This window comes from Emcibacter sp., assembly GCF_963675455.1.
Taxonomy (GTDB): domain Bacteria; phylum Pseudomonadota; class Alphaproteobacteria; order Sphingomonadales; family Emcibacteraceae; genus Emcibacter.
The window spans coordinates 2,529,310-2,552,431 of sequence record NZ_OY776217.1; the positions used below are offsets into that span (position 1 = coordinate 2,529,310).

Annotated in this window: 16 protein-coding genes; 11 read left to right on the forward strand and 5 right to left on the reverse strand. The window is 52.6% G+C overall.

What is annotated here, in order from left to right:
- Positions 1–92 precede the first annotated feature (92 nt).
- The 4 genes from ACORNT_RS11735 (at position 93) to ACORNT_RS11750 (ending at position 6,888) form a co-directional block, all read left to right on the forward strand.
- Positions 93–686 (forward strand): RNA polymerase sigma factor, encoded by a 594-nt coding sequence (locus ACORNT_RS11735; protein WP_321390878.1) that lies wholly within the window; start codon positions 93–95, stop codon positions 684–686.
- Complete coding sequence (locus tag ACORNT_RS11740; protein ID WP_321390880.1) at positions 683–1,822, forward strand: FecR family protein; 1,140 nt, start codon at positions 683–685, stop codon at positions 1,820–1,822. Before ACORNT_RS11735 ends, ACORNT_RS11740 begins: the two co-directional genes overlap by 4 nt.
- 66 nt (positions 1,823–1,888) lie before the next feature.
- On the forward strand, positions 1,889–5,353 hold the full coding sequence (locus ACORNT_RS11745) for a TonB-dependent receptor (protein WP_321390883.1): 3,465 nt from the start codon (positions 1,889–1,891) through the stop codon (positions 5,351–5,353).
- A gap of 302 nt (positions 5,354–5,655) precedes the next feature.
- Complete coding sequence (locus tag ACORNT_RS11750) at positions 5,656–6,888, forward strand: argininosuccinate synthase (RefSeq protein ID WP_321390885.1); 1,233 nt, start codon at positions 5,656–5,658, stop codon at positions 6,886–6,888.
- Positions 6,889–6,934: 46 nt separating this feature from the next.
- On the opposite strand, the gene ACORNT_RS11755 is transcribed toward ACORNT_RS11750, so the two are convergent.
- From ACORNT_RS11755 to ACORNT_RS11770, 4 genes are all read right to left on the reverse strand, one after another.
- Positions 6,935–7,714 (reverse strand): hypothetical protein, encoded by a 780-nt coding sequence (locus ACORNT_RS11755; RefSeq protein ID WP_321390888.1) that lies wholly within the window; start codon positions 7,712–7,714, stop codon positions 6,935–6,937.
- A gap of 30 nt (positions 7,715–7,744) precedes the next feature.
- Positions 7,745–9,883: a molybdopterin-dependent oxidoreductase gene (locus ACORNT_RS11760; protein ID WP_321390890.1), complete on the reverse strand. Its 2,139-nt coding sequence runs from the start codon at positions 9,881–9,883 to the stop codon at positions 7,745–7,747.
- Between the two features lie 25 nt (positions 9,884–9,908).
- Positions 9,909–11,093 carry an acetyl-CoA C-acyltransferase gene (locus tag ACORNT_RS11765; protein ID WP_321390891.1) on the reverse strand — a complete coding sequence of 395 codons (1,185 nt, stop codon included), beginning with the start codon at positions 11,091–11,093 and terminating at the stop codon, positions 9,909–9,911.
- Positions 11,094–11,190: 97 nt separating this feature from the next.
- The gene (locus ACORNT_RS11770) at positions 11,191–11,667 is read right to left on the reverse strand and encodes an Lrp/AsnC family transcriptional regulator (protein WP_321390893.1); all 477 of its coding nucleotides are present in this window, start codon (positions 11,665–11,667) and stop codon (positions 11,191–11,193) included.
- 138 nt (positions 11,668–11,805) lie between these two features.
- Here ACORNT_RS11770 and ACORNT_RS11775 point away from each other — a divergent pair, with 138 nt between their 5' ends.
- The 7 genes from ACORNT_RS11775 (at position 11,806) to ACORNT_RS11805 (ending at position 22,633) form a co-directional block, all read left to right on the forward strand.
- On the forward strand, positions 11,806–15,309 hold the full coding sequence (locus ACORNT_RS11775) for an indolepyruvate ferredoxin oxidoreductase family protein (protein ID WP_321390895.1): 3,504 nt from the start codon (positions 11,806–11,808) through the stop codon (positions 15,307–15,309).
- Positions 15,310–15,369: 60 nt separating this feature from the next.
- A complete protein-coding gene (locus ACORNT_RS11780; RefSeq protein ID WP_321390896.1) occupies positions 15,370–16,437 on the forward strand; it encodes a Glu/Leu/Phe/Val dehydrogenase dimerization domain-containing protein in 1,068 nt (355 codons plus the stop codon).
- 369 nt (positions 16,438–16,806) lie between these two features.
- A complete protein-coding gene (gene kynU / locus ACORNT_RS11785; RefSeq protein ID WP_321390899.1) occupies positions 16,807–18,042 on the forward strand; it encodes a kynureninase in 1,236 nt (411 codons plus the stop codon).
- A 111-nt stretch (positions 18,043–18,153) separates the two neighbouring features.
- Positions 18,154–19,656: an FMN-binding glutamate synthase family protein gene (locus tag ACORNT_RS11790; protein WP_321390902.1), complete on the forward strand. Its 1,503-nt coding sequence runs from the start codon at positions 18,154–18,156 to the stop codon at positions 19,654–19,656.
- 17 nt (positions 19,657–19,673) lie between these two features.
- Positions 19,674–20,822 (forward strand): tetratricopeptide repeat protein, encoded by a 1,149-nt coding sequence (locus ACORNT_RS11795; RefSeq protein WP_321390903.1) that lies wholly within the window; start codon positions 19,674–19,676, stop codon positions 20,820–20,822.
- A gap of 153 nt (positions 20,823–20,975) precedes the next feature.
- A complete protein-coding gene (locus tag ACORNT_RS11800) occupies positions 20,976–21,704 on the forward strand; it encodes a queuosine precursor transporter (protein WP_321390906.1) in 729 nt (242 codons plus the stop codon).
- Positions 21,701–22,633 (forward strand): DUF3108 domain-containing protein, encoded by a 933-nt coding sequence (locus ACORNT_RS11805; protein ID WP_321390909.1) that lies wholly within the window; start codon positions 21,701–21,703, stop codon positions 22,631–22,633. Before ACORNT_RS11800 ends, ACORNT_RS11805 begins: the two co-directional genes overlap by 4 nt.
- Here ACORNT_RS11805 and ACORNT_RS11810 read toward each other — a convergent pair.
- Positions 22,628–23,041, reverse strand: coding sequence for a hypothetical protein (locus ACORNT_RS11810; protein ID WP_321390912.1), 414 nt, complete (start codon positions 23,039–23,041; stop codon positions 22,628–22,630). The genes ACORNT_RS11805 and ACORNT_RS11810 overlap by 6 nt on opposite strands.
- Between the last annotated feature and the right edge of the window lie 81 nt (positions 23,042–23,122).

Genomic DNA, 23,122 nt, shown 5'->3' on the forward strand with positions numbered 1-23,122 from the left:
TATAACAGAAAAGTAGCTCTTGCGGAGGAAGCTGGTGACAGAAACGGACAACAATCCGACACAGGTCATCCACCAGGATATGGTAAGTGGTTATGGAAAATAACCGAAACTCTATTCTGGAGGATCTGTACAAGGAACATAACCAAAGTCTGAAAGGTTATGTCTACAGATTTCTGCGCTCGGAAAACGAGGCTGAGGAACTCGCACAGGAAGCGTTCCTCAGGTTCCATAATGCAAAAAACCCCGAGGATATAAAGTCACCGAAGGCCTTCCTGTACCGGATTGCCCATAATCTGGCGATGAAGGCATTGCGGCGGCGTAAAATTATAAAGTTCGAGAATACCCTCGATAACGAACTTATGGAGGTGAAATGTGCGGAGCCCCTGGCAGACCAGGCCCTGAATTCCAAACAGGAATACCGGCTGTTCTGCAAGGCGGTAGCTCAACTGCCGCCCAAGTGCCGCCAGGCATTTACACTTCGCGTAATCAATAAACATTCCTATAAGGAAATTGCAGCAAAGCTGGAAATTTCAGTCAGTACTGCTGAAAAGCATGTTCTGAAAGGGATGAGGGATTGTCAGCATTATATCAAGCTGCACCAGAGGCCAGGTGCCGTCCGGACGGAAAAAAGAGACGGCGAGAATATGAACGGGGATAATGCAGCTAAAATAAGAATGATACGGTGAGTATTGTGGAAGATATGGATATGGATTTGGACCTGGAAGATCAGGCGCGGCGGTGGTATCAGCGCCTGCAGGAGGACGCCGGCAACGATGACCTCCGTGACGCTTTCCTGGCCTGGTATGAAAAAGACGAGCGTCACCGGGAAATATATGAAGAGGTGGCGTCTTTCTGGCTGGATATCGACGAAATTATTGATAGCGATATGCAGCATGCGGATATAGAAAATGATCTTGTTGAGTTCGATAGATCCTGGGATTCTGCCGGGACGGCAGAGGTTCATGTAACCGATATTACGGCGATACGGGAGGCCGGCGACAAAGTGGCCAATATCGATTTTCACAGGTCCGGCCGGACGCAAAATAAAAACTTTCTGTCTGGGAATTTTGCCCGGCTTGCCGCTGCGATTGCTGTCCTTGTCAGTCTGTCGGTGATTTTCTATGGTTACAGCAGGTATCTTCCGGAGGGCACCTACCGCACAGATGTGGGCGAACAGGCGCGGTTTGAGCTTGCTGACGGTTCCAGTATTTTTATGAATACAGACAGTCTGGTGCGAGAGGAATATTCTGAAAACCTGAGGAAGGTCGTACTGCTCAGGGGTGAGGCCATCTTTGACGTGGAAAAAGACCCGTCCCGTCCCTTTGTCGTGGAAACAAACCATGGGGCAGCCCGGGCGGTAGGGACATCATTCAGCGTCTATGAGCGTCGTGACAAGGTCGAGGTTGTAGTCATTGAGGGAACGGTTGCGATGCATCACAATGAAGACCTGAGGGAACTGATGCATACGACTGATAAGCAGGATCAGGAGAAGGTTCTTGTCACTGCCGGCCAGAAGGTTTTTGCCTATGATGGGCGGGTTGGTGCCGTAAGCCAGGCAACTGAACTGGATCTGGACCGATTGTATTTTTCACAACAGGGCAAGATCATCTTCAGGGGGCAGCCGCTGTCGGAAATCGTTCGGGAAATGGCACGCTATACGAACAAAAAAATAATCATAACGGATGCGACCATAAAACAGATGAAGATGGGAGGTGCCTTCGATATTGACGATTTTGATGCCTTTATAAATGCGGTTGAAGATGCTTTTCCCGTCAAGGTAATAAGGGTTACGCCATTTGTAACCTTTATTACGGAAGCCTGACGCGGTAACTGGAAGCCGGTTAAGTGTCCAGTTGAGTCTGTGATATTCAGGGAAAGGTGCTTGTTGTTGGGCAACGAATTTTATGCATGTGCCGGACGGCTTTTGAGAACATTGACGATATTGTCAGTGGGCTTGCTCTTTCATGCGCCTTCTGCATTTCCCGCTGAACCCTCCGGGCAGCAAATCGATTTTTCCATCGACCGCCAAAGCTTGGCCGAGGCCCTGCTGACTTTCGCCCGTGTCACCGGTGAACAAATCATTTTTCCCTATGATATTGCAAACAAATATACGGCAACGCCGCTTCGGGGAAAACTCAATGCAACTGAGGCTCTGACGTTACTGTTGCAGGAGACACCCCTGCGGACATATCGAAATCCTGACGGGACCATTATCATCCGCTTTGATGTGGCAAGGGACCGGGAATTGCGGTTAAAGGATCTGCAGCTTGAGAAGGAAAAACATCAGGAAGCGAGAAATATTGCGCTCGATGATATGATTAGCTCCCTGGGTGAGCAAGAAGAAGCTATCGAGAAAAAATTGCTGGAGGAACTGGTCATAACAGGGTCACAGCTGGCGCGTCAGGAAGTGACAACAGCAAATCCGCTTTCGATTGTGGATTCAGAGATGATTTCCACAACAGGTACGGTTAATGTGGAAAATGCTATAAATAGATTTTCGCAGGTTGTGCCGGGCCTGACCGCCCATTCCAATAATCCCGGCAATGGCACGGTTACGGTTGACTTGCGTGGCCTGGGGCCGACCAGAACGCTTGTCCTGGTTAACGGTCGCCGATTTGCGCCCAGCGACCAGGAGGGGGTGGTCGATCTGAATGCCATTCCCACTATTCTGCTTGATCAGGTAGAGATTGTAACGGGCGGAACTTCTGCGGTATATGGGTCCGGGGCAATATCCGGTGTTGTCAATTTTATCCTGAAAGATGATTTTGAAGGACTTCTTGTCGACAGTCAGTACAAGGTTTCCGGTCAGGGCGATGCGGATAAATGGAACTGGGACATAGTCTATGGCCAGAGCCTCAAAGCTGGCGAGGGAAATATTTATTTTCACCTTGGTTACCTTAACCGGAGTTCCCTGCTGCAGGAGGATCGTGACTTTTCAAAATATGCACTTTCTGACTATTTTATTGTGGACGGAAGCGAGGACGACAGATTTGGTTACGGGACACCGCTTGCTTCCACACTTGGCGGTGTGCCCGGGTTGATCAGGCAGGGAAGTTCGGCAATCCCGGGGGCATTGGTTTTTGGTGCCCCGGCAAACGGTTTCTACCCCGGATTACAGACTTTTACGCCCGATGGCGAAAGTATTCCCTACGACGGTATTACAGATTCTTATAATTTTGCGCCGGATAATTATCTCCAGGTTCCGCAGGACCGATGGATGATGACATCAGGCGCCAACTACAAACTTGCTGACGGAGTGGATTTCTTTCTACAGACATTGTTTGTCCACAACACAGTGGGTACGGAGATCGCTCCAACACCGGGATTTATGTCAGATGTCGTGATTCCAGTGAACAATCCCTTTCTGAATGAAGAGGGAAGGTTGGGATTGCAGGGCCTCGACTGGTACGGAACCGGACACATCATGCAGGCTCGTAGCAGCGGGGGGGAATTACTATTTGATGCCCAGGGCAGCGCGATACAGGCGCGTCAGGCGCTAGACCTCATATACAATGACCAGGGAATACTGATATCTGCAAATCCTTTATGGAACTCTGATGGCACGCCGGTAGCGGCAGTCGGCATTCCGGAAGCCGGGAGCTCTGGACATCTTCTGTTTGAAGGTGATGGCCTTGCCAGTATCCCCTTACTTGCCCGGCGGTTTACGGAAACCGGCCCACGTCGTATCGAAAACAAGCGAAACACATTCAATATTGTGTTGGGAACGGATATTGAGCTGTCCGACCAACTTGTCCTGTCGGCCAGTTACAATCACAGCAACTATACACATGATGAGTTGCGTCTGAATGACATTTCCGGCGTGCGCCTCAGAAACGCATTGAACATCATAGAGCTGGATGGGGAATATGTTTGTGCCAGTGAAAAGGCGAGAGACGAAGGCTGCGTGCCGGCAAATGTGTTTGGGGAAGGAAATATATCTCAGGAAGCTGGCGACTATATCAGCGTAGATACAACAAATCGCACCGAATATACGCGCAAGATCGCCTCGGTCCAGTTGAACGGGGAACTGGACAGTCTGCTGCCTGATGCAATCAGCTTTCTACTGGGGGTGGACTGGCGCGAGGAGAGCAGCAGTCTGAGCGTTGATGAGGCTCTGGCCAGCAACGAACCCCTTGGATTTAATCTGGTAGAGGCATTGAGCGGCAAATACAGCGTCACCGGAATCTTTGGGGAAATAAATATCCCTGTTTTGAGGCGTGAAACCCATGGTCACGACCTGGAAGTATCCGGGGCGTTCCGATTATCGGATTTTTCGACATCGGGCAGGGCGGATTCCTATGCAGCGGGGATTTTCTGGTCTCCGATGGAGAGCCTCGCGATCCGTGGACAATATCAGCGTGCTGTCAGAACACCCAACATAACTGAACTTTTTGCTGGCCGGTTTGAGGTTTTTGAAGATGCGGCCGACCCCTGTGCCGCCGGTCATGCCGAATCCTATCCTGACATTGCCGGCCTGTGTGAAGCAACCGGTGTCCCGCTGGGACAAACCGGGAAATTTGAGCAGATCAGTGTACAAATTCGCAGCATTTACGGGGGGAATGAGAATCTCAAAGAAGAATATTCTGATACCATTTCCGTTGGTTTTGTGTTTGAGCCCGCTTTTTTGGAGAACACACAGTTAACCGTGGATTATTACGACATAAAAATACATGACATGATTGATGTCTTGGCCGGGGGAACAGAGAATATTCTGAACCTTTGTTACCGGAATGGCGATATTAACAGTAGCTATTGTCAGTCTATTCACAGGCTTGAAGGCGGTCATCTGGATTACATCAATGCACTTATGTTCAATGAGGGGGAAGCATGGACATCAGGCGTAGATATACAACTGTTTCATTTTAAGGAACTAAACGGCGGACTATTCAGTGGCGCTGATATGCTGGATATATATTTTCAGGGGTCTTATGTTTTTACATACAAGCTATATCCTGCAGACGGTATTGAAGGGTATGATTGTGCCGGTTATTTTGGGGCCCACTGTGGGGACCCTCATCCGCGGTTTCGTTTCACCCAGATGACCACCTGGACCAGCGGACCTCTGAGCCTAGCATTGAGATGGCGGTTCTTGAGCAAGGTTAAGGAAGGTGCGGTGCTGAGCGGTGCCAATCCGGAGGATCTGGCGGTGCCGTCGATCCCGGCGGAAAGTTATTTCGATCTCTATCTGAAATATTATATGACTGACGAGATTACGCTGCGGGCCGGTGTGGATAATGTCTTCAATAATGTACCCAGACATGTGGGGACAAGCCAGCAACAGGCCAATACTTTCCCCAATTTTTATGATGTTCTCGGGCCCTATTTCTATTTCGGGGTGGAAGCCCGCTTCTAGGATTTGGCCGCAAATTTGCGGTCCTGATAATAATTTTCAAAATATACTGGCGGATTATTTCCACTGGCGGGTCATATCTTTTGTATGATCCAAAAGTACGCTGTCTGTAGTGCATGGATCTAATCAAACCCTATGATAGTTATTAGACCACACATTAATAGCTATCCTCCGTAGAAGGGCTGGCTGCCGTCTCCTCAGACGGCAGCCTTTTTTTCTCGCTGTATTCCTCGGCTTTTCAGTTGACCTGCAACGGGTGTCAGAGTATTGACAAGGCAGAAATCTGAGTAAAAGGATGCCTCCTGATGACTGATAAAATCAACAAAGTGGTTCTTGCCTATTCCGGCGGCCTGGATACCTCCATTATCCTGAAATGGCTGCAGGATACCTACAATTGCGAAGTGGTGACCTTCACGGCCGACCTTGGCCAGGGAGAAGAGCTCGAACCTGCCCGCAAGAAAGCGGAAATGTTCGGCTGCAAGGAAATCTATATCGAGGACCTGCGTGAAGAATTTGTCCGTGACTATGTATTCCCCATGTTCCGGGCCAATGCGCTTTATGAAGGGGTATACCTGCTGGGCACCTCCATCGCCCGGCCGCTGATTGCCAAGCGCCAGATTGAAATTGCCAAAGCCGTGGGGGCCGAGGCGGTCTGTCACGGCGCCACCGGTAAAGGCAATGACCAGGTCCGGTTTGAGCTTGGTTATTATGCCCTGAACCCGGACATCAAGGTCATCGCCCCCTGGCGGGAATGGGATCTCAACAGCCGGACCAAGCTGATCGATTATGCGGAAAAGCACCAGATTCCCATCTCCAAGGACAAGCGCGGTGAAGCGCCGTTCTCTGTTGATGCCAACCTGCTGCATACCTCAAGCGAGGGCAAGGCCCTGGAGGATCCGTGGGAAGAGGCGCCCGAGTATGTCTATAACCGCATTGTGTCCCCGGAAGAAGCACCTGACACGCCGACCTATATCGAGATCGAGTTTAAAAACGGTGATGCGGTGGCCGTTGACGGCGAGAAAATGTCTCCGGCGACCCTGCTGACCAGACTGAACGAACTGGGCGGTGCCAACGGCATCGGTCGCCTCGACCTGCTGGAAAACCGTTTTGTCGGTATGAAAAGCCGCGGTATTTATGAAACACCTGGTGGCACCATCCTGCTGACGGCACACCGGGGCATGGAAAGCATCACCCTGGACCGGGGCGCCATGCATTTGAAAGATGAACTGATGCCGCGCTATGCGGAACTGATTTATAACGGTTTCTGGTTCTCGCCGGAGCGCGAGATGCTTCAGGCCCTGATCGACAAGTCGCAGCAGCATGTGGAAGGCACAGTGCGTCTGAAGCTCTACAAGGGCAGTGTGACGCTGGTCGGCCGCAAGTCGCCCAAGTCGCTTTACAGCATGGAGCATGTGACTTTCGAGGAAGACCAGGTTTACAATCAACGCGATGCGGAAGGCTTTATCAAGCTCAACGCCCTGCGCCTGCGTTTGCAGAAACAGCGCGGCGATGTGGATGTGCCGCCATCCTATGAATAAGACTATCTGAGTTCAAACGAAAAGGCCGGGTTTTCCCCGGCCTTTTTTATTCGGGGTTGGCACTTGCCGGCTGAATAACATATTTGCCGTCATGGAATTTGATCCGGGGTGGTCGTTTCGTTTTCTCGAAAATTTGCCACGCTGGTGCAAGTTCGGTCCAGAACTCATGCCACCCATCATCGACCCAAGCCGCAAGGGTTTGTTTGTCTAATGCAAAAGGAAAGATATGCACCTGTATTTCCGTTTGTCCAGCCGTGAAGGCAGCACTCATGAGAGAAAATAGCTCTTCGATTGGGCGATTATTCAAAGCCCAAAAAGTTGTAATAGGGGTGTGGCCTAATTTGAACTCATAATTTACAGCATAACCTCCCGTGTTTTTACAATCTCCATGAACTTCCAAGTTACCGCCAGGGTGACCGTGCTCTATATCATAAGCGTTAGGAAAGCCAAGATCGAAAGAACGATGATATTCTGATTTTCTGTGCATTTGTACTGGGCTGACAGCATAAAAACCTTCAGGAGCTTCTGTGTGTGTCGACGTGATCTTCGGTCCTAGGGTATGGGTAAAAGCGCAGATACCGTAACTTTTGAAAAGAAGATATCTACCGTTTGGATCTTCTATCCATAAATAGAGTTTTTTTTCTTGTTTGATAATTTGAATGAAAACAGGACTCCCCCATTTAAGTCCTAATTTTTCTACGCTGTCTTTTAGTTGAGAAGTTATTTTCGGTGCTTCTACTTCTTCAGTAGGAGACGAGAACGTCTTCTGAGTATATGATGCAGTTAGTATAAAAGAAAATAATATAACCAGAGTTGTTTGACGCATTAAAGTAAATCCCTCAACAAGTGCCTTTTACTATACTTTAACGTCGCTTTTCAAAGCATGCAAACTCACGGGGACACCATTCACAGCGGCGGTGCCGGCGATCGGGTCCCGTAATAAATCATCGGTGAAGTCATTGACGCTGACGCCGGCATGGGCACTGGCGACATCAAGACGGGTTCCCTCCCGGTCATGGCCCCAGCCGTGGGGCAGGCTGACGGTGCCCGGCATCATGTCTTCGCAACTTTCCACCAGGACCTTTTGCTCCGCCACCCGGGATTTGAGAAGGGCATAGGTGCCATCGCCCAGATTGTATTTTTTCAGGTCATCGGGATGAACAAGAAGGGTGCAGCGGTCCTTGCCCTTGACCAGCCGGTCGTAGTTATGCATCCAGCTGTTGTTGGAGCGCAGATGGCGCCGGCCGATGAGTTTCAGGCCCGCATCTGCGGAATATGAGTTGAGTTTTTCCAGAAGCGGAGAAAGGCCGTCCCGAATGAGGTCGGGGAGACAGTCAATTTTCCGGTTTTTTGTCCGCAGTTTTTTAAGCAACCCGGGCTTGAGCGCTCCCAGATCGATGCCGTGGGGATTATCCTTCAGTTTTTTCAGGGAAAGGCCAGGGGCTTTTCCTCTTCGCTTGCCGTAAGGGCCGTAAGCAAGGCCCAGATTAACCAGGCGTTCAGGGGCGCGGCTTTTGGCCGTTACAGACGCGCCCATTTTTATGGCCATGCGCCGGGTCAGTTCGTCATAGATCTGCCAGTCATGCAGCGCGCCTGCAGGCGGATCAAAAACCGCTTCGCTGTAGCGGGTGACATTGCGCACGGCCAGCATCAGGAAGGTCAGGTCATAATGATCATGCTCCAGCGGTGCGGTCGGCGGCAGGATGATATCCGCATGGCGGGTGGTCTCGTTGAGGTAGAAATCAACGGCCACCATGAAGTCGAGCTGTTCCAGCGCCCGGTCCAGCTGTTTGCCGTTGGGGGTGCTGAGCACCGGATTGCCGGCGGCCACGATCATGGCTTTGATCTGTCCGTCGCCGGGGGTGAGGATTTCCATGGCCATTTCCGTCGCCGGAAGGTCGCTGCAGGCCTCGGGCAGGTCGTTAACCCGGCTGCACCAGCGATTATAGCCGCCGGGACCGATCATATTCATACCAACCAGGTCGATGGCCGGGTCAGTGATCAGGGTGCCGCCGACACGGTCCAGATTTCCGGTGACCATATTGATCATCTGGATCAGCCAGTGATTTAGGGTGCCGTTTTCCGTGACGCTGACGCCGAGCCGGCCATAGCAGACGGCCTTTTCGGCGGTCGCGAATTCAGCGGCAATGCTGTGGATATCGGCTTCTGAAATGCCGCATTGTTTTGCGCAGTCCTGCAGAGAAACCTCGTCAAGCATATCTGCAACCTGGTCCAGCTTGTCCAAGTGATTGGAGAGATGAGCTCGTTTCTCCGGCTCGACTATGTCCAGCAGAATTTTAAATAGCGCCAGCAGCAGGGCCGTATCACCGCCGGGGCGGATAAAATGGTGCCGATCCGCCATGTGGGCGGTTTCCGTCCGCCGGGGGTCGATCACGGCAATTTTTCCGCCCCGGTCCTGTATGGCTTTCAGGCGGTTTTTGATATCCGGAGAGGTCATCATGCTGCCGTTGGAGACCAGAGGATTGCCGCCGAGGATCAGCATATAGTCTGCATGGTCGATATCCGGCACCGGCAGCAGGAACTGATGGCCGTACATCAGATGGCTGACCAGCTGATGCGGCAGCTGATCCACAGTGGTGGCGGAGTAGCGGTTTTTTGTGCGCAGCATTTTATAGAATATCGGCGCATGGGTCATGGACCCCAGGTTATGGACATTGGGATTGCCCAGATAGACGCCGATGGCATCCGGGCCAAAGGTCTCTCGCGTGCTGAACAGCCGGTCCGTCACTTCATTGAGGGCTTCGTCCCAGCTGATTTCCTGCCAGTCGCCATTCACTTTTTTCAGGGGAGTTCGGAGACGGTCCGGATCCTCCTGGATATCTTTCAGGGCCACACCCTTGGGGCAGATATGACCGCGGCTGAACGGGTCGTCCCTGTCGCCGCGTATGGAGACAATCTCCCGCTCTTTCGTTTTGATTTCCAGCCCGCAGATAGCCTCACACAGCGGGCAGGCCCGATAGATTGTCCGTTCCATTTCGGCTCCTGTTCTATTTTTACGGTCAGACTACCTCGAACAGGCCGGCTGCGCCCATGCCGCCGCCGACGCACATGGTCACGACCACATATTTGACGCCGCGACGCTTGCCTTCAATCAGGGCGTGACCAACCATACGCGATCCGCTCATGCCATAAGGATGGCCGATGGAGATGGCGCCGCCGTTGACGTTGAAGATTTCCGGATCGATGCCCAGATGGTCGCGGCAGTAAAGCGCCTGCACGGCAAAGGCTTCATTGAGTTCCCACAGGCCGATGTCATTGATGGAAAGGCCTGCCTGGCTCAGCAGCTTGGGAATGGCATAGATCGGGCCGATGCCCATTTCTTCAGGTGGACAACCGGCCACGGTCATGCCCCGGTAAATGCCGAGAGGAGTGAGGCCTTTCTGTTCGGCCAGCTTGCCTTCCATCACCACGCAGGCGGATGCGCCGTCGGACAACTGGCTGGCATTGCCGGCCGTCACTGTGCCACCCTCAATGACCGGGTTCAGGCTCTGCAGGCTTTCCAGCGAGGTGGAGGGACGGTTGCCTTCATCTTTTTCGAGGGTTACAGGAACTTCCGAGACTTCGCCGGTTTCCCTGTCCTTGACCATCATGACGCTGGGCAGGGGAACAATTTCGTCATCGAATTTGCCCTCGTGCTGGGCGATGGCGGTGCGCTGCTGGCTGAGAAGCGCATATTCATCCTGGGCGTCACGGCTTACCTTGTATTTTCTGGCGACAACCTCTGCTGTCTGCAGCATAGGCATATAGGCATGTTCATTGGCCTTCAGCACATTCGGATCGGCAGTTTCCATCATCCATTTAAAAGCCTGGTTCTGAACCAGGGAGATGTTATCAAGACCACCGGCAACAATTGCATTCATGCCGTCATACATCACCTGTTTGGCCGCCGTGGCGATTGACATCAGGCCGGACGAACACTGCCGGTCGATGGTCATGCCGGCTACGGTGACCGGAAGGCCCGCGGTAATCGCACTGACCCGGCCGATATTCCAGCCGGTGGTGCCGCAGGGCAGGGCCGAGCCCATGATGACGTCTTCAATTTCCGCCCCCTCGAGGCCGGAACGTCTGACCGCTTCACGGACCACATGTCCGCCCATGGTGGGGGATTTGGTATTGTTGAAAGCGCCCTTGAAGGCGCGCCCGATAGGTGTGCGGGCTGTGGATACAACGACAGCGTCTCTCATGATGATCTCCCGGATATAAAGATTGAATGACGGGAGTCTAAATCAGATAGCACAGACGGGCAATATAAAAATCAAACGGTCGTTTGAGGTGGCCGCTTCACCGCGAAATTTTCAACGGCAGGGCCGTCGTGTATTTGACTTTGGTAACGGCAAAGCGCGAATGAACTTCGTTGACCATTTCCATTTTAAGAAGCTTCTGCCGGAGGAAGTTTTCATAAGCGTTCATATCCGTGGTCACGATTTTCAAGACATAGTCCATCGATCCGCTGATGGTGTAACATTCGGTCACTTCCGGATAGACCTCAATCAGTTTCTCGAACTCTTCCAGGGCGTTGTCCTTGTGATGCGACAGCTTAACATTGGCAAAGGTCACAATATGCAGGCCTAGTTTCTCCGGATTGAGAATGGCGACACGCCTGTCAATAATGCCGAGTTCTTCCAGGCGTTTTACCCGGCGCCAGCAGGGTGCAGTCGACAGGCCCACCTTGTCGGCGAGCTCCGTATTGGTCAGGCTGGCATCCTGCTGAAGAGTATCAAGGATCTTCCGGTCTATGTCGTTTAACTTATCTAGCATGTTTATTTCTCTTATTGCTAAAAAACAATCAAAATATAGCCAAAAATACGGTATTGAAATCAAAAAAGAAACTTAATTTCGCAAAAAATATGCAAAAATAATTCATTATAGGGCTGGTATGGAAAATGGAGCAGGGCATTGAAAAAAGACCTTATTTCCCTCGATGATAAATATATGCTTGAAGAAGGCAGTGCCTTCATGTCCGGTACACAAGCATTGGTGCGTATTCCGATTGTTCAGCACTGGCGCGATCAGGCAGCCGGGCTGAACACGGCCGGTTTTATTTCCGGCTACCGGGGATCTCCGCTTGGCGGGTACGATCAGGCGGTTATGAAAGCCAAAAAAATACTCGACAGCAGTGATATTCACTTTCAGCCGGGCCTGAACGAGGAATTGGCAGCAACGGCGGTCTGGGGCACCCAGCAGGTTAATATGTTCAAGGGCGCCAATTATGATGGTGTGTTCGGTATCTGGTACGGCAAGGGCCCGGGCGTTGACCGGACCGGCGATACCTTCCGCCATGCCAATGCTGCCGGCACAAGCCGTTACGGCGGGGTTCTGGCCATTGCCGGGGATGATCATTCGGCCAAATCCTCCACATTGCCGCATCAGTCCGATCACAGTTTCTATGCCACCATGCTGCCGATGCTTTATCCGGCCGATATCCAGGAATTCGTGGAGTACGGCCTGCTGGGTATCGCCATGTCCCGTTATTCCGGCTGCTGGACGGCCTTCAAGGTGACCAGTGAAACCGCGGAAACCACCGCGACCGTGGACTTAAGCCGGGAAAACCGCGAAATCCTGTTCCCGGATGAAACGGAATTTGAAATGCCGCCGGGCGGGGTTCATATCCGCCCCAACGACAACTGGAAAGAACAGGACTATCGCCTGCAGCGCTACAAACTGTTTGCCGCGCTGGCCTTTGTAAAGAAAAACAAGGTCGACCAGATTGTCATGGACAGTACCAAGCCGCGTTTCGGTATTATCACCAGCGGCAAAAGCTATGGCGATGTGCGTCAGGCCCTGTTTGAACTGGGGATCGATCAAGACGTCGCCGAGCAGATCGGTCTGCGTGTTTATAAGGTCGGTATGCCCTGGCCGCTGGAGCCGGAAGGAGTGCGCGCCTTTTGTACCGGACTCGATGAAATCCTCATTGTTGAGGAAAAACGCGAGTTGATTGAAAACCAGCTCAAGCAGCAGCTGTTCAACATGCCTGCGGATATTCGTCCCCGGGTGGTGGGTAAATATGATGAAAAGGGCAAATGGCTGTTGCCGCCTGATAACGGTCTCAGTGTCGGCCTTATTACTCATGTGATTGCCGACCGTATTTCCCGCTTCTATCACAGTGAACGCATTGACGAACGGCTGGATTTTTTCAATTGTCGGGAAGAAATGCAGAAAAACTATGCCACGCCGCTGGCGCGAACGCCCTATTTCTGTTCAGGCTGTCCCCACAATACCTCCACCAAAGTTCCGGAAGGCAGTCGTGCCGCAGCCGGTATCGGCTGTCATATCATGGCCCTGTGGATGGACCGTAACACCTCCACCTTTACCCAGATGGGCGGCGAGGGTGTGCCGTGGGTCGGCCAATCACCTTTCACAGATGAAAAACATATTTTTGCCAACCTGGGGGACGGGACCTATTTTCATTCCGGCCTGCTGGCGGTTCGCCAGTCGATCGCTGCCGGGGTGAATATTACCTATAAAATTCTCTATAATGATGCCGTCGCCATGACCGGCGGCCAGCCCCATGACGGACAACTGACCGTACCGGGTATCGCCGCCCAGATGGCGGGCGAGGGGGCAAAGAAAATCTGGATCCTGACCGAGGATCTGTCCCGTTACGAAAATCGCAGCGGTATTCCGTCCCACGTTCCTGTTCTGCACCGGGATGAATTGCCGGCCATCCAGGAAGAGGCCCGCAACACCGAAGGCTGCACGGTTATCATCTATGATCAGACCTGTGCGGCGGAAAAACGCCGTCGCCGCAAGCGTGGTCTTTTTCCGGACCCGGATAAACGCATCTTCATCAATGATGCGGTCTGTGAAGGCTGTGGTGACTGTTCCGTTCAGTCAAACTGTGTGTCCGTTGAACCGCTGGAAACCGAATATGGCCGTAAACGGACCATCAACCAGTCCAGCTGTAACAAGGATTACAGCTGTGTGAAGGGCTTCTGTCCGTCTTTCGTCAGTGTTCTTGGCGGCAAGCTGCGCAAAACAAAAGCGACCGGATTCGAGGAACTTCTTGAACATATTCCTGAACCGTCAGTACCGGAGCTGGATCATGCCTATAATATCCTGGTGTCCGGTGTCGGCGGCACAGGTGTACTGACCATTGGCGCCCTGCTTGGCATGGCGGCCCATGTAGAGGGCAAGGCAAGTTCCATCCTGGATATGGCCGGTCTGGCCCAGAAAGGTGGTGCGGTATTGTCTCATGTGCGGCTTGGTCCGGACATGAATGAATTACGGACACCGCATATTCTGACCGGCGGCTCCCATCTGCTGCTCGCTTGTGATCTGGTGGTGGCGGCAAGTCCGCAGGCCGTTGAGGCGATCCAGAAAAACAGAACCCGTGCGGTGATCAATTCACACCGGATCCCGGTGTCTTCCTTTGTGGAGCATAACAACATAGATTTCCAGGAAGAGGCGCTGAAAAAATCCATTACCGAGCATACCCGGGATGACGGCCGTTATTTCATCGAGGCGACGGAAATTGCCACGCACCTGCTCGGTGATTCCATTGCCACCAACATTTTTATGCTGGGGTATGCCTGGCAACAGGGGCTGGTGCCGCTGTCTTTTGCCTCCCTGAAAAAAGCCATCGAGCTCAATGGCGTGGCTGTGCAACAGAACCTGAAGACCTTTGCCTGCGGACGTCTTGCCGCCCATGCACCGGAAAAGGTGGAAGAAATCGTCCGGCCGTTGCTTGATCCGTCAAGTCACGAGCATATTGCTGACACGCCTGAGGAGATTGTTGAAAAACGCGAGAAATATCTCACCGGCTATCAGAATGCGGCCTACGCCCGTAAATATATGAAACTGGTAAGGCATGTTGAGGACCGGGAAACCGAACTGTTCGGAACAACCGGCGAACTGAGTGAAGCGGTTGCCCGCTATTATTTCAAGCTGATGGCTTACAAAGACGAATATGAGGTGGCCCGGCTCTACAGCAATGGTGCTTTTCTCAAAAAACTGGAGGTCCAGTTTGAAGGCGATTACAAGTTGCGCTTCCATCTGGCGCCGCCGATCCTTGAGAAAAAGGACAAAGTCACGGGCCTGCCCAAAAAGCGGGAATTCGGCCCCTGGATGCTAAAGTCTTTCGGCATTCTGGCAAAAGGAAAGTTTTTGCGGGGTACTACGCTAGACATTTTCGGGTATACAGAAGAGCGTCGTCAGGAGCGTCAGCTTGTCCGCGACTATGAGGAAGTGATTGAGAAAATACTGGCAAAGCTGTCTGAAGACAATTACCGGCTTTGTGTAAAAATTGCTTCTTTCCCGGACGCTATACGCGGATACGGCCATGTGAAGGAACGTAACCTGAAAGAGCAGCGGGAAAAACTGACGGCTATGCTCGGAGATATGGAGTCAGGAGTTGCCTCCGCCGACGATGCCGGAAAAGCTGAAGAAAAAAATCCGGCCTGAGCGGGCAGGGAAGAGACTGAATAAAAGTAACACGGAATAACGAGGAAGAAAGTCAGAACAATGATCGAAGCAAACCAGTTTAGGGGTCACGAGCAACTTGTCTATCTGCATGACAAGGAAACCGGCATGAAGGCAATTATCGCCATCCATGACACGACATTGGGTCCGGCAGGCGGCGGGTGCCGCATGTGGCCCTATGACAATGAAATGGATGCCATTGCGGATGCCCTGCGTCTGTCTCGCGGCATGAGCTACAAGAATGCGGTTGCCGGTCTCAAACTTGGCGGCGGCAAGTCGGTCATTATCGGCAACCCGCATGGCGACAAGAGCGAGGAAATGTTCCTGGCATTCGGTCGTATGGTGGAAAGTCTGGGCGGTAAATATATCGCTGCCGAGGATGTGGGGATTTCCGTGGAGGACATGGAAATTGTCGCCCGGGAAACCAGACATGTTATCGGCCTGAATGAAGGCGAACACGCCAGCGGCGATCCGTCGCCCTTTACCGCCGATGGTGTTTTCGAGGGAATTCGCGCGGCAGTAAAATACAAGCTGGGAACAGAAGACCTGAACGGACTGACAATTGCCGTGCAGGGTGTTGGTCATGTTGGCTATTACCTCTGTCGTCACCTGCATAATGCGGGTGCGAAACTGGTTGTTTCCGACATTCACCAGCCGTCCCTTGACCGGACTGTTGCCGAATTCGGCGCCACTGTGGTTTCTCCGGCTGAAATTTTGACCGTGGAATGCGACGTGTTGTGCCCCTGTGCGCTGGGCGCGGTCCTTAATGACGAAACAATCCCCGCCCTGAAAACAACCATTGTCGCCGGTGCTGCCAATAATCAGTTGGCCCGGGACGAACATGGCCAGATGCTGAAGGATCGCGGTATCCTTTATGCGCCGGACTATGTGATCAATGCAGGCGGCATCATCAATGTTTCCGCCGAAGCCCGCGGTGAATATGACGTGGATTGGGTGCGGCAGAAAGTAGCCAATGTCTATAATACGCTATTGACCATTTACCGCCGGTCTGACGAGGAGAACCGCCCGACCAATGTCATTGCGGACGAACTGGCTGAGGAAATTATTGCTGCCGGTCGCGCCCGGACCAAAAAGGGAAAAGCAGCCTGAGTGCAGGCTGACAGGAGCCAATAGGGCGGGCATCGGCGGGACCAGTTATCTGTCTGGAACGCCGGTGCTTCAGCTTTTCGCTTTCACCGCTCCGCCAGAAGTCATTTGCCATTCCTCTGTCCTCTATCCTCTATCCTCTGCCCTCTATCCTTTGCCCGCATCCTCTTCTTTGACATATTTGTCTGTTTAGATGGTTTCCTGGCGCAGTTTTTGCTGTTTTTTCCGGTCAGAAAAGAATTACTGACAGGGAAAACAGTGGTAACTTTTCCAGTACGAAAACAGATTAAATCAAGTGCCGGGAATATCATTCCCGGATATGGTAAACGGGATTTCCGAACAAGCGAAATTTCCGATAAGGAGTGTAACTGAATGCTGACCCGTGAACAGTGTGAGGATCTGGACCGTTCCGATCCGCTGGCTTCTTTCCGGAATGAGTTTGAACTGCCTGACGACGTCATCTATCTGGACGGCAATTCTCTTGGACCGCTGCCGAAAAAGGCCAAAGAACGGGCCCGGGAAGTGGTCGAGCAGGAATGGGGTCAGGACCTGATCAAAAGCTGGAACAAGGCCGGCTGGTTCGAGCTGTGTGAGCGGCTTGGCAATAAAATCGCCGGCCTGGTCGGGGCCGGGCCGGGCGAGGTGATTGTCTGTGACAATACCAGCATTAACCTGTTCAAGGTACTGAGCCTGGCGCTTGATATGAAGGCCGACCGTCGCAAGATCCTGATGGAAGGGTCCAACTTTCCGACCGATGTCTATGTGGCCCAGGGACTGGCCAAACATCTGGGATACGGCCATGAGGTGATATTTGCCGAACGGGAACAGCTTCTTGACGCCATTACCGAGGATGTGGCCGTGGTTTCTTTGGTGCATGTTCATTACAAGACGGGACGCATCCAGGATGTGAAGGCCATTGCCGAAAAGGCCCGGTCCGTCGGCGCCCTTGTGGTTTGGGATCTTTGCCATTCAACCGGTGCGGTGCCGGTGGACCTGGAAGACTGGAAAGCGGATTTCGCTGTCGGTTGCGGCTATAAATACCTGAACGGCGGGCCGGGTGCGCCGGCCTTTATCTATGTGGCCAAACGGCACCAGGGCAGGTTTCGGCAACCGCTGGACGGCTGGTGGAGCCACAAGGCGCCGTTTGAATTCGCCCGTGATTATGAACCGGCGGAGGATATCTGGCAGATGATGACCGGCACCCAGCCGATCCTGTCCATGGCCCTGCTTGAGGTTGGCGTCGACATGATGGCCCGGGCTGACATGGGGCTGATGCGCGAAAAATCCAAACGGCTCGGCGACCTGTTCATCCAGTTGATTGATGAAAAACTGGACGGATACGGCTTCGAAATCGTCAGCCCGCGTGAGGCAGACGAGCGTGGCAGCCAGGTCTCCCTGACCCATGACTGTGGTTTCGCCATCATCCAGGCCCTGATCGAAAAGAATATCATTGGTGATTTCCGGGCACCGGACATCCTGCGCTTTGGCTTTGCCCCGCTTTATGTCCGTTACAGCGACATCTGGGACACGGTGGAGTGTCTGGAAGAGATCATGCGGAAGAACTTGTGGAATTTGCCTGAATACCAGGCAAAGGCTGCTGTGACCTGATCCGTCACGGCATTACTGTCCGACTTGAGGCCCCGGTTCAATGCCGGGGCTTTTTTTATTCACACTTGCGTATGAAATCGTGTAACCTTCTGAAAAACAAGGGTGTGTATCATGGGAAGTTTCTCCGCGCTGTCGATAAATTTTATCGAAATACTGGCTTATCTGTTCCTGTTTGTGGTCGGCACGCTAATCATCTGGGTCGCCATCCTCTATGTGGTCGACAAGACCCAGACCGAAAGTACGCTCAGGCGCAACTTTCCGGTCATCGCCCGCTTTCGTTATTTCTTTGAACATCTGGGGGAGTTTTTCCGCCAGTATTTCTTTGCCATGGATCGGGAGGAAATGCCCTTCAACCGGGCCGAACGTTCCTGGTGTTACCGGGCGGCCAAGGATGTGGACTCAACCATTGCCTTCGGATCATCCCGGGATCTGCGCCCCGTCGGTACGGTCTATTTTGTCAATACCGCCTTTCCCCATCTGGACGAGGAAATCCAGGAGCCGGGCCCGGTCACCATCGGCCCCCATTGTCGCCGTCCCTATGAGACCGACAGCCTGCTGAATGTGTCGGGCATGAGTTATGGCGCCCTGTCGGTGCCGGCGATCCGCGCCCTGTCCCTCGGAGCAAAAAAGGCAGGCGTCTGGATGAACACCGGGGAAGGGGGACTGTCGCCCTATCATCTGGAAGGCGGCTGTGACATTGTTTTCCAGATCGGCACCGCCAAATTCGGCGTACGCAAGCCCGGAGGGGGATTTGACGAGGAAAAACTGAAGGCCGTTGCCGCACATGAGCAGGTCAAGATGTTTGAAATCAAGCTGAGCCAGGGCGCCAAGCCCGGCAAGGGCGGTATCCTGCCGGGTGTCAAGGTCACCCCGGAAATTGCCGAAATCCGGGGTATCGAGGTGGGCAAGGACGCCATCAGCCCGAACCGTCATCCGGAAATCAAAAGTGTCAGTGATCTTCTGGATATGGTTCATTACGTCCGGGAAGTGACCGGAAAGCCTGTGGGATTCAAAAGTGTTATGGGCCACGAGGGTTTTTACCGGGACCTGTGTGAAGAAATTGCCATGCGCGGCGAAGAAAGCGCACCGGACTTTATCACCGTCGACAGCGCCGATGGCGGTACCGGGGCGGCGCCTATGAGCCTGATTGACAATATGGGTGTGCCGATCCGCGAAAGCCTGCCCCTTCTGGTCGATATCCTCAAGGCCACAGGCCTGCGTCAGAGGATCAGGGTCTGCGCCAGCGGCAAGCTGATCACCCCGTCGGAAGTGGCCTGGGCCTATTGTGCCGGCGCGGACTTTGTCAATTCAGCCCGGGGATATATGTTTGCACTCGGCTGCATCCAGTCTCTCCAGTGCAACAAGAATACCTGTCCCACCGGCATCACCACCCATGACAAGAAACTGCAGTACGGCCTCAACCCGGCAGACAAGGCGGTCCGGGTCTATCATTATGCCAAAAACATGGAAAAGGAAGTGAAGATCATCGCCCACAGTTGCGGTGTCGACAGTCCGCGGCAATTGACCCGGGATCATGCCCGGCTGCGTATGGATAACGGCAAGTCAGTGCTGATGTCGGAACTTTACCCGGAACTGGGCATGGATATTGAATAACGAATTGGGGAACTCTCTTGAATAAATTATATCGCTATTTCCAGATGGGCTGCATGCTGCTGATGTTCACTACTACTGTTGCGGCTAATGGTCAGGACAACCCGGGGACCGCCACGCTAGACGGTGATAAGAATATAGACAACAGTAGCGCGTCGATAGAGAGCTTGATACTACGCTCGGACAACGGGGATGTAGCGGCCCAGTTAGAACTGGCAAAGCTATATGGACATGGGAAAAGGGGGCTGCAAAAGGATCTCGCTAAGGCTGCAGAACTTTATGGAAAGGCCTCTGAGCAGGGCAATCTGGAGGCCCGATTTACGCTTGGCATGATATATGTGACTGGTTCGGGTGTAGAACGTGATCTCGAAAAGGGATTATTACTCAGCAATCAGGTCGCGGAACAGGATGTTAAGTACCGCATAGCGCTTGGAAAAATCTATCTTAAGGGCAATTTTGTACAACAGGATTACGAAAAGGCCCGATACTGGTTCGAAAAAGCTGCCAAAGACGGTTCGCCGGAAGGAATGGCACAACTTGGCGGACTTTACGAAACTGGCCGTGGCGTAGAACAGGACGATACGAAAGCATTTAAATGGTTGCTGAAATCTGCAGAACAGGGGTATCCGCCCGGTGAGTTTGTGGTTGCTCGCTTTTACCAACTTGGACAGCTTGTTCCCCAGAACCTCGGTCTTGCAGTCGAATGGTACAGGAAGGCAGCGGATCAGGGCCTCCCCACTGCCCAGAACATGCTCGGGATGATGTATTTGGCCGGGCAGGGTGTAGGTGTTGATTACAAACAGGCTGAAGGCTGGTTTCTTAAAGCCGATACAGAAGACTTCGCTAATGCCCAGTATAACCTCGGGGTATTGTATAGCCGGGAGGGGACCGGGATACAGGACCTGGAGAAGTCTGTGGAATGGTTAACCAAGGCGGCAAAAAACAAGCACTACATGGCGCAATACAGGCTTGGCCTTGCCTTTGAAAAGGGGAGTGGTGTCGAGCAAGATTTGGTGATGGCCTATTACTGGATTAGTGTGGCGAGGTTTAGTGGCTATAGCAGTTTGTGGGAAACCGCTGACAAACTGGCCAAGAAGATGAAGCCGCACAATTACGAGCGCGCCGAACGAATGGTGGAAGAATGGAAGAGGATCAACAAGGTCAAGTGATGGTTAGTCTGTTTTCGACGGTTTGTCTCAATTGCCGGGCGTTTTATCTGGTTTGACTGTACAGGACTTGTAGTTTTATGCAGAATGTCTCCAAAGAAAACGACAAGATACTGAGTTTCAGGCAATTAAGTAACCGGGTGATATAACCAGACAATGGGGCTTCACAGATTTAAATATTACGACCTGGTGATGGCGGCGTTTGTCACCGTGCTGGTCTGTTCCAACCTGATCGGTCCGGCCAAGGTGGCGTCGCTGGAAGTCTTCGGCGCACCCTTCGTTTTCGGCGCCGGCGTGTTGTTCTTTCCCCTGTCCTATGTGTTCGGTGATATCCTGACGGAAGTTTACGGTTACGCCCGGGCCCGCAAGGTGATCTGGGCGGGCTTTGCCGGTCTGGCGTTCGCCTCTTTCATGAGCTTTGTCGTGGTTGAACTGCCGCCGGCCGAGGGCTGGGGACAGCAGGAAATTTATGCGTCCGTGTTCGGCCAGGTGCCGCGGATTGTTTTTGCCTCGCTCAGCGCCTTTTTCGTCGGTGAAATCGTCAATGCCTATGTGATGGCGAAAATGAAGGTCTGGACCGAAGGGCGGCATCTCTGGACCCGGACTATCGGTTCAACCATTGTCGGGCAGGCGGCGGACAGCCTGATTTTCTATCCGGTGGCTTTCCTGGGGATCTGGAGCACCGATCTTGTGATCCAGGTGATGATCAGCAATTTCCTCCTCAAGGTCGGTTGGGAAGCCGTGTTGACGCCAGTCACCTACCGCATTGTTGCGGCCCTTAAAAAAGCCGAGGGCGTCGATGTCTATGATACGGAAACAAACTTCACCCCCTTCAGCCTGGAGACCACAGACGATGATCCGGAAGAGGAGGCGGAAAAGGCATGAAAAGGCTGCTGTCCCTGCTTTTCCTTATCTGTGTTTTATCGCCTGCATCGCTTCGGGCAGGAGAGACATTCGAAAAATTCAAACTTCAGGCCACCTATCACGCCTATTGGGCCGGGTTTGTGGTCTCCACCATCACGTCGGAGGTCTATCTGGCCAAGGACAGTTACAAGGTAATGGTCTCCTATCAGACCCGGGGCCTGTTGAGCTTTTTCAGCAAGGCGGAAAGCACCACCTATGCCAAGGGACTGATTGATAAAGAGGGTTACCTGCTGCCGCTGGTCTATAAAAAACAGGGACACTGGGGCGACACCCATTACAAGCATGTGCTGGAGCGCGAGCCGGGAAGCGGCGAACCGCTGACCATCGGTATCTATAACGAGGATAAAAAATGGGTGCGGGAGCCGGTACCGGAGAAATTCTGGAACTATGTGGACCCGATGACCTATATGCTCAATCTGTTCACCGAAAACCGGGCCAATATCCAGACCCTGGGTAAGGACAAGAAATATGTCAGCGAACCGGTCTTTGACGGTTCTGCGGCCGTTGAATACAGCTATAATTGTCCGACAGTGGAAAAACTGCCGAAAAACCGTAAATCCCTCTATGAGGGGGACGCTATTGTCTGTGAGTTTACCGAGAAACTTCTGTCCGGAAAAATCCGCGGCAAGCGGGAATATGAAGATAAAAAGGAAAGCTCCGAGCCCCAGATGTTCAAGCTCTGGGTCGTGCCCTGGAAGGACCTGCCTTTTGTCATTCCGGTCAAATCTGAATTTTCCACCGGCTGGGGTACTGTAAACGTCTATCTGTCGCAACTGGACCTGGAGGTCTTCGTTGATGAGGATGAGGCTTCAGCAGACAGGAAAGATGAGAATGATAAAGCCGACAACGATAATCAGGGCCGGAAAGAATTTCTGGACGGCAATCTATAGCTCAACACCTGATCCGTCGCATTTGTAGATACGGGAATCAAGTAACCCTGCCACTCTGTGAACGGCAAGTTCCAGATAGGCCGGGGTCACCAGCAGGTCGAGAAAAACCTGTGTATTCGGATACCAGATCAGGTAGAAACGATCCCAGTTTTCGTCCATCGGGCCAATGAATATATTTTTTACGGCCTCACCGATCAGAAGTCGGGCCCCGATTTTCTCGGCAATGATACTGGCGTTTCTGGCATATCGTTCTTCGAAAGCTTCACGGCCGGAGCAGGGCACGTGATCGCTACCGTCAGGGTAGAAGGCATTTTCCCGGAACCGGACCAGATTGACCATCAGGATCGGCAGGTCGGGATCACCGGAAGTGAACTCTTCTATCTGCTGGTCTGTGGGAAATACATACATGTTTGCGCTCAAATAATACTGTGATGTCCAGGTTCTTGCTTTTTACAGTTTAGCAGATAGAATTTGTCTTGGTATAATGAA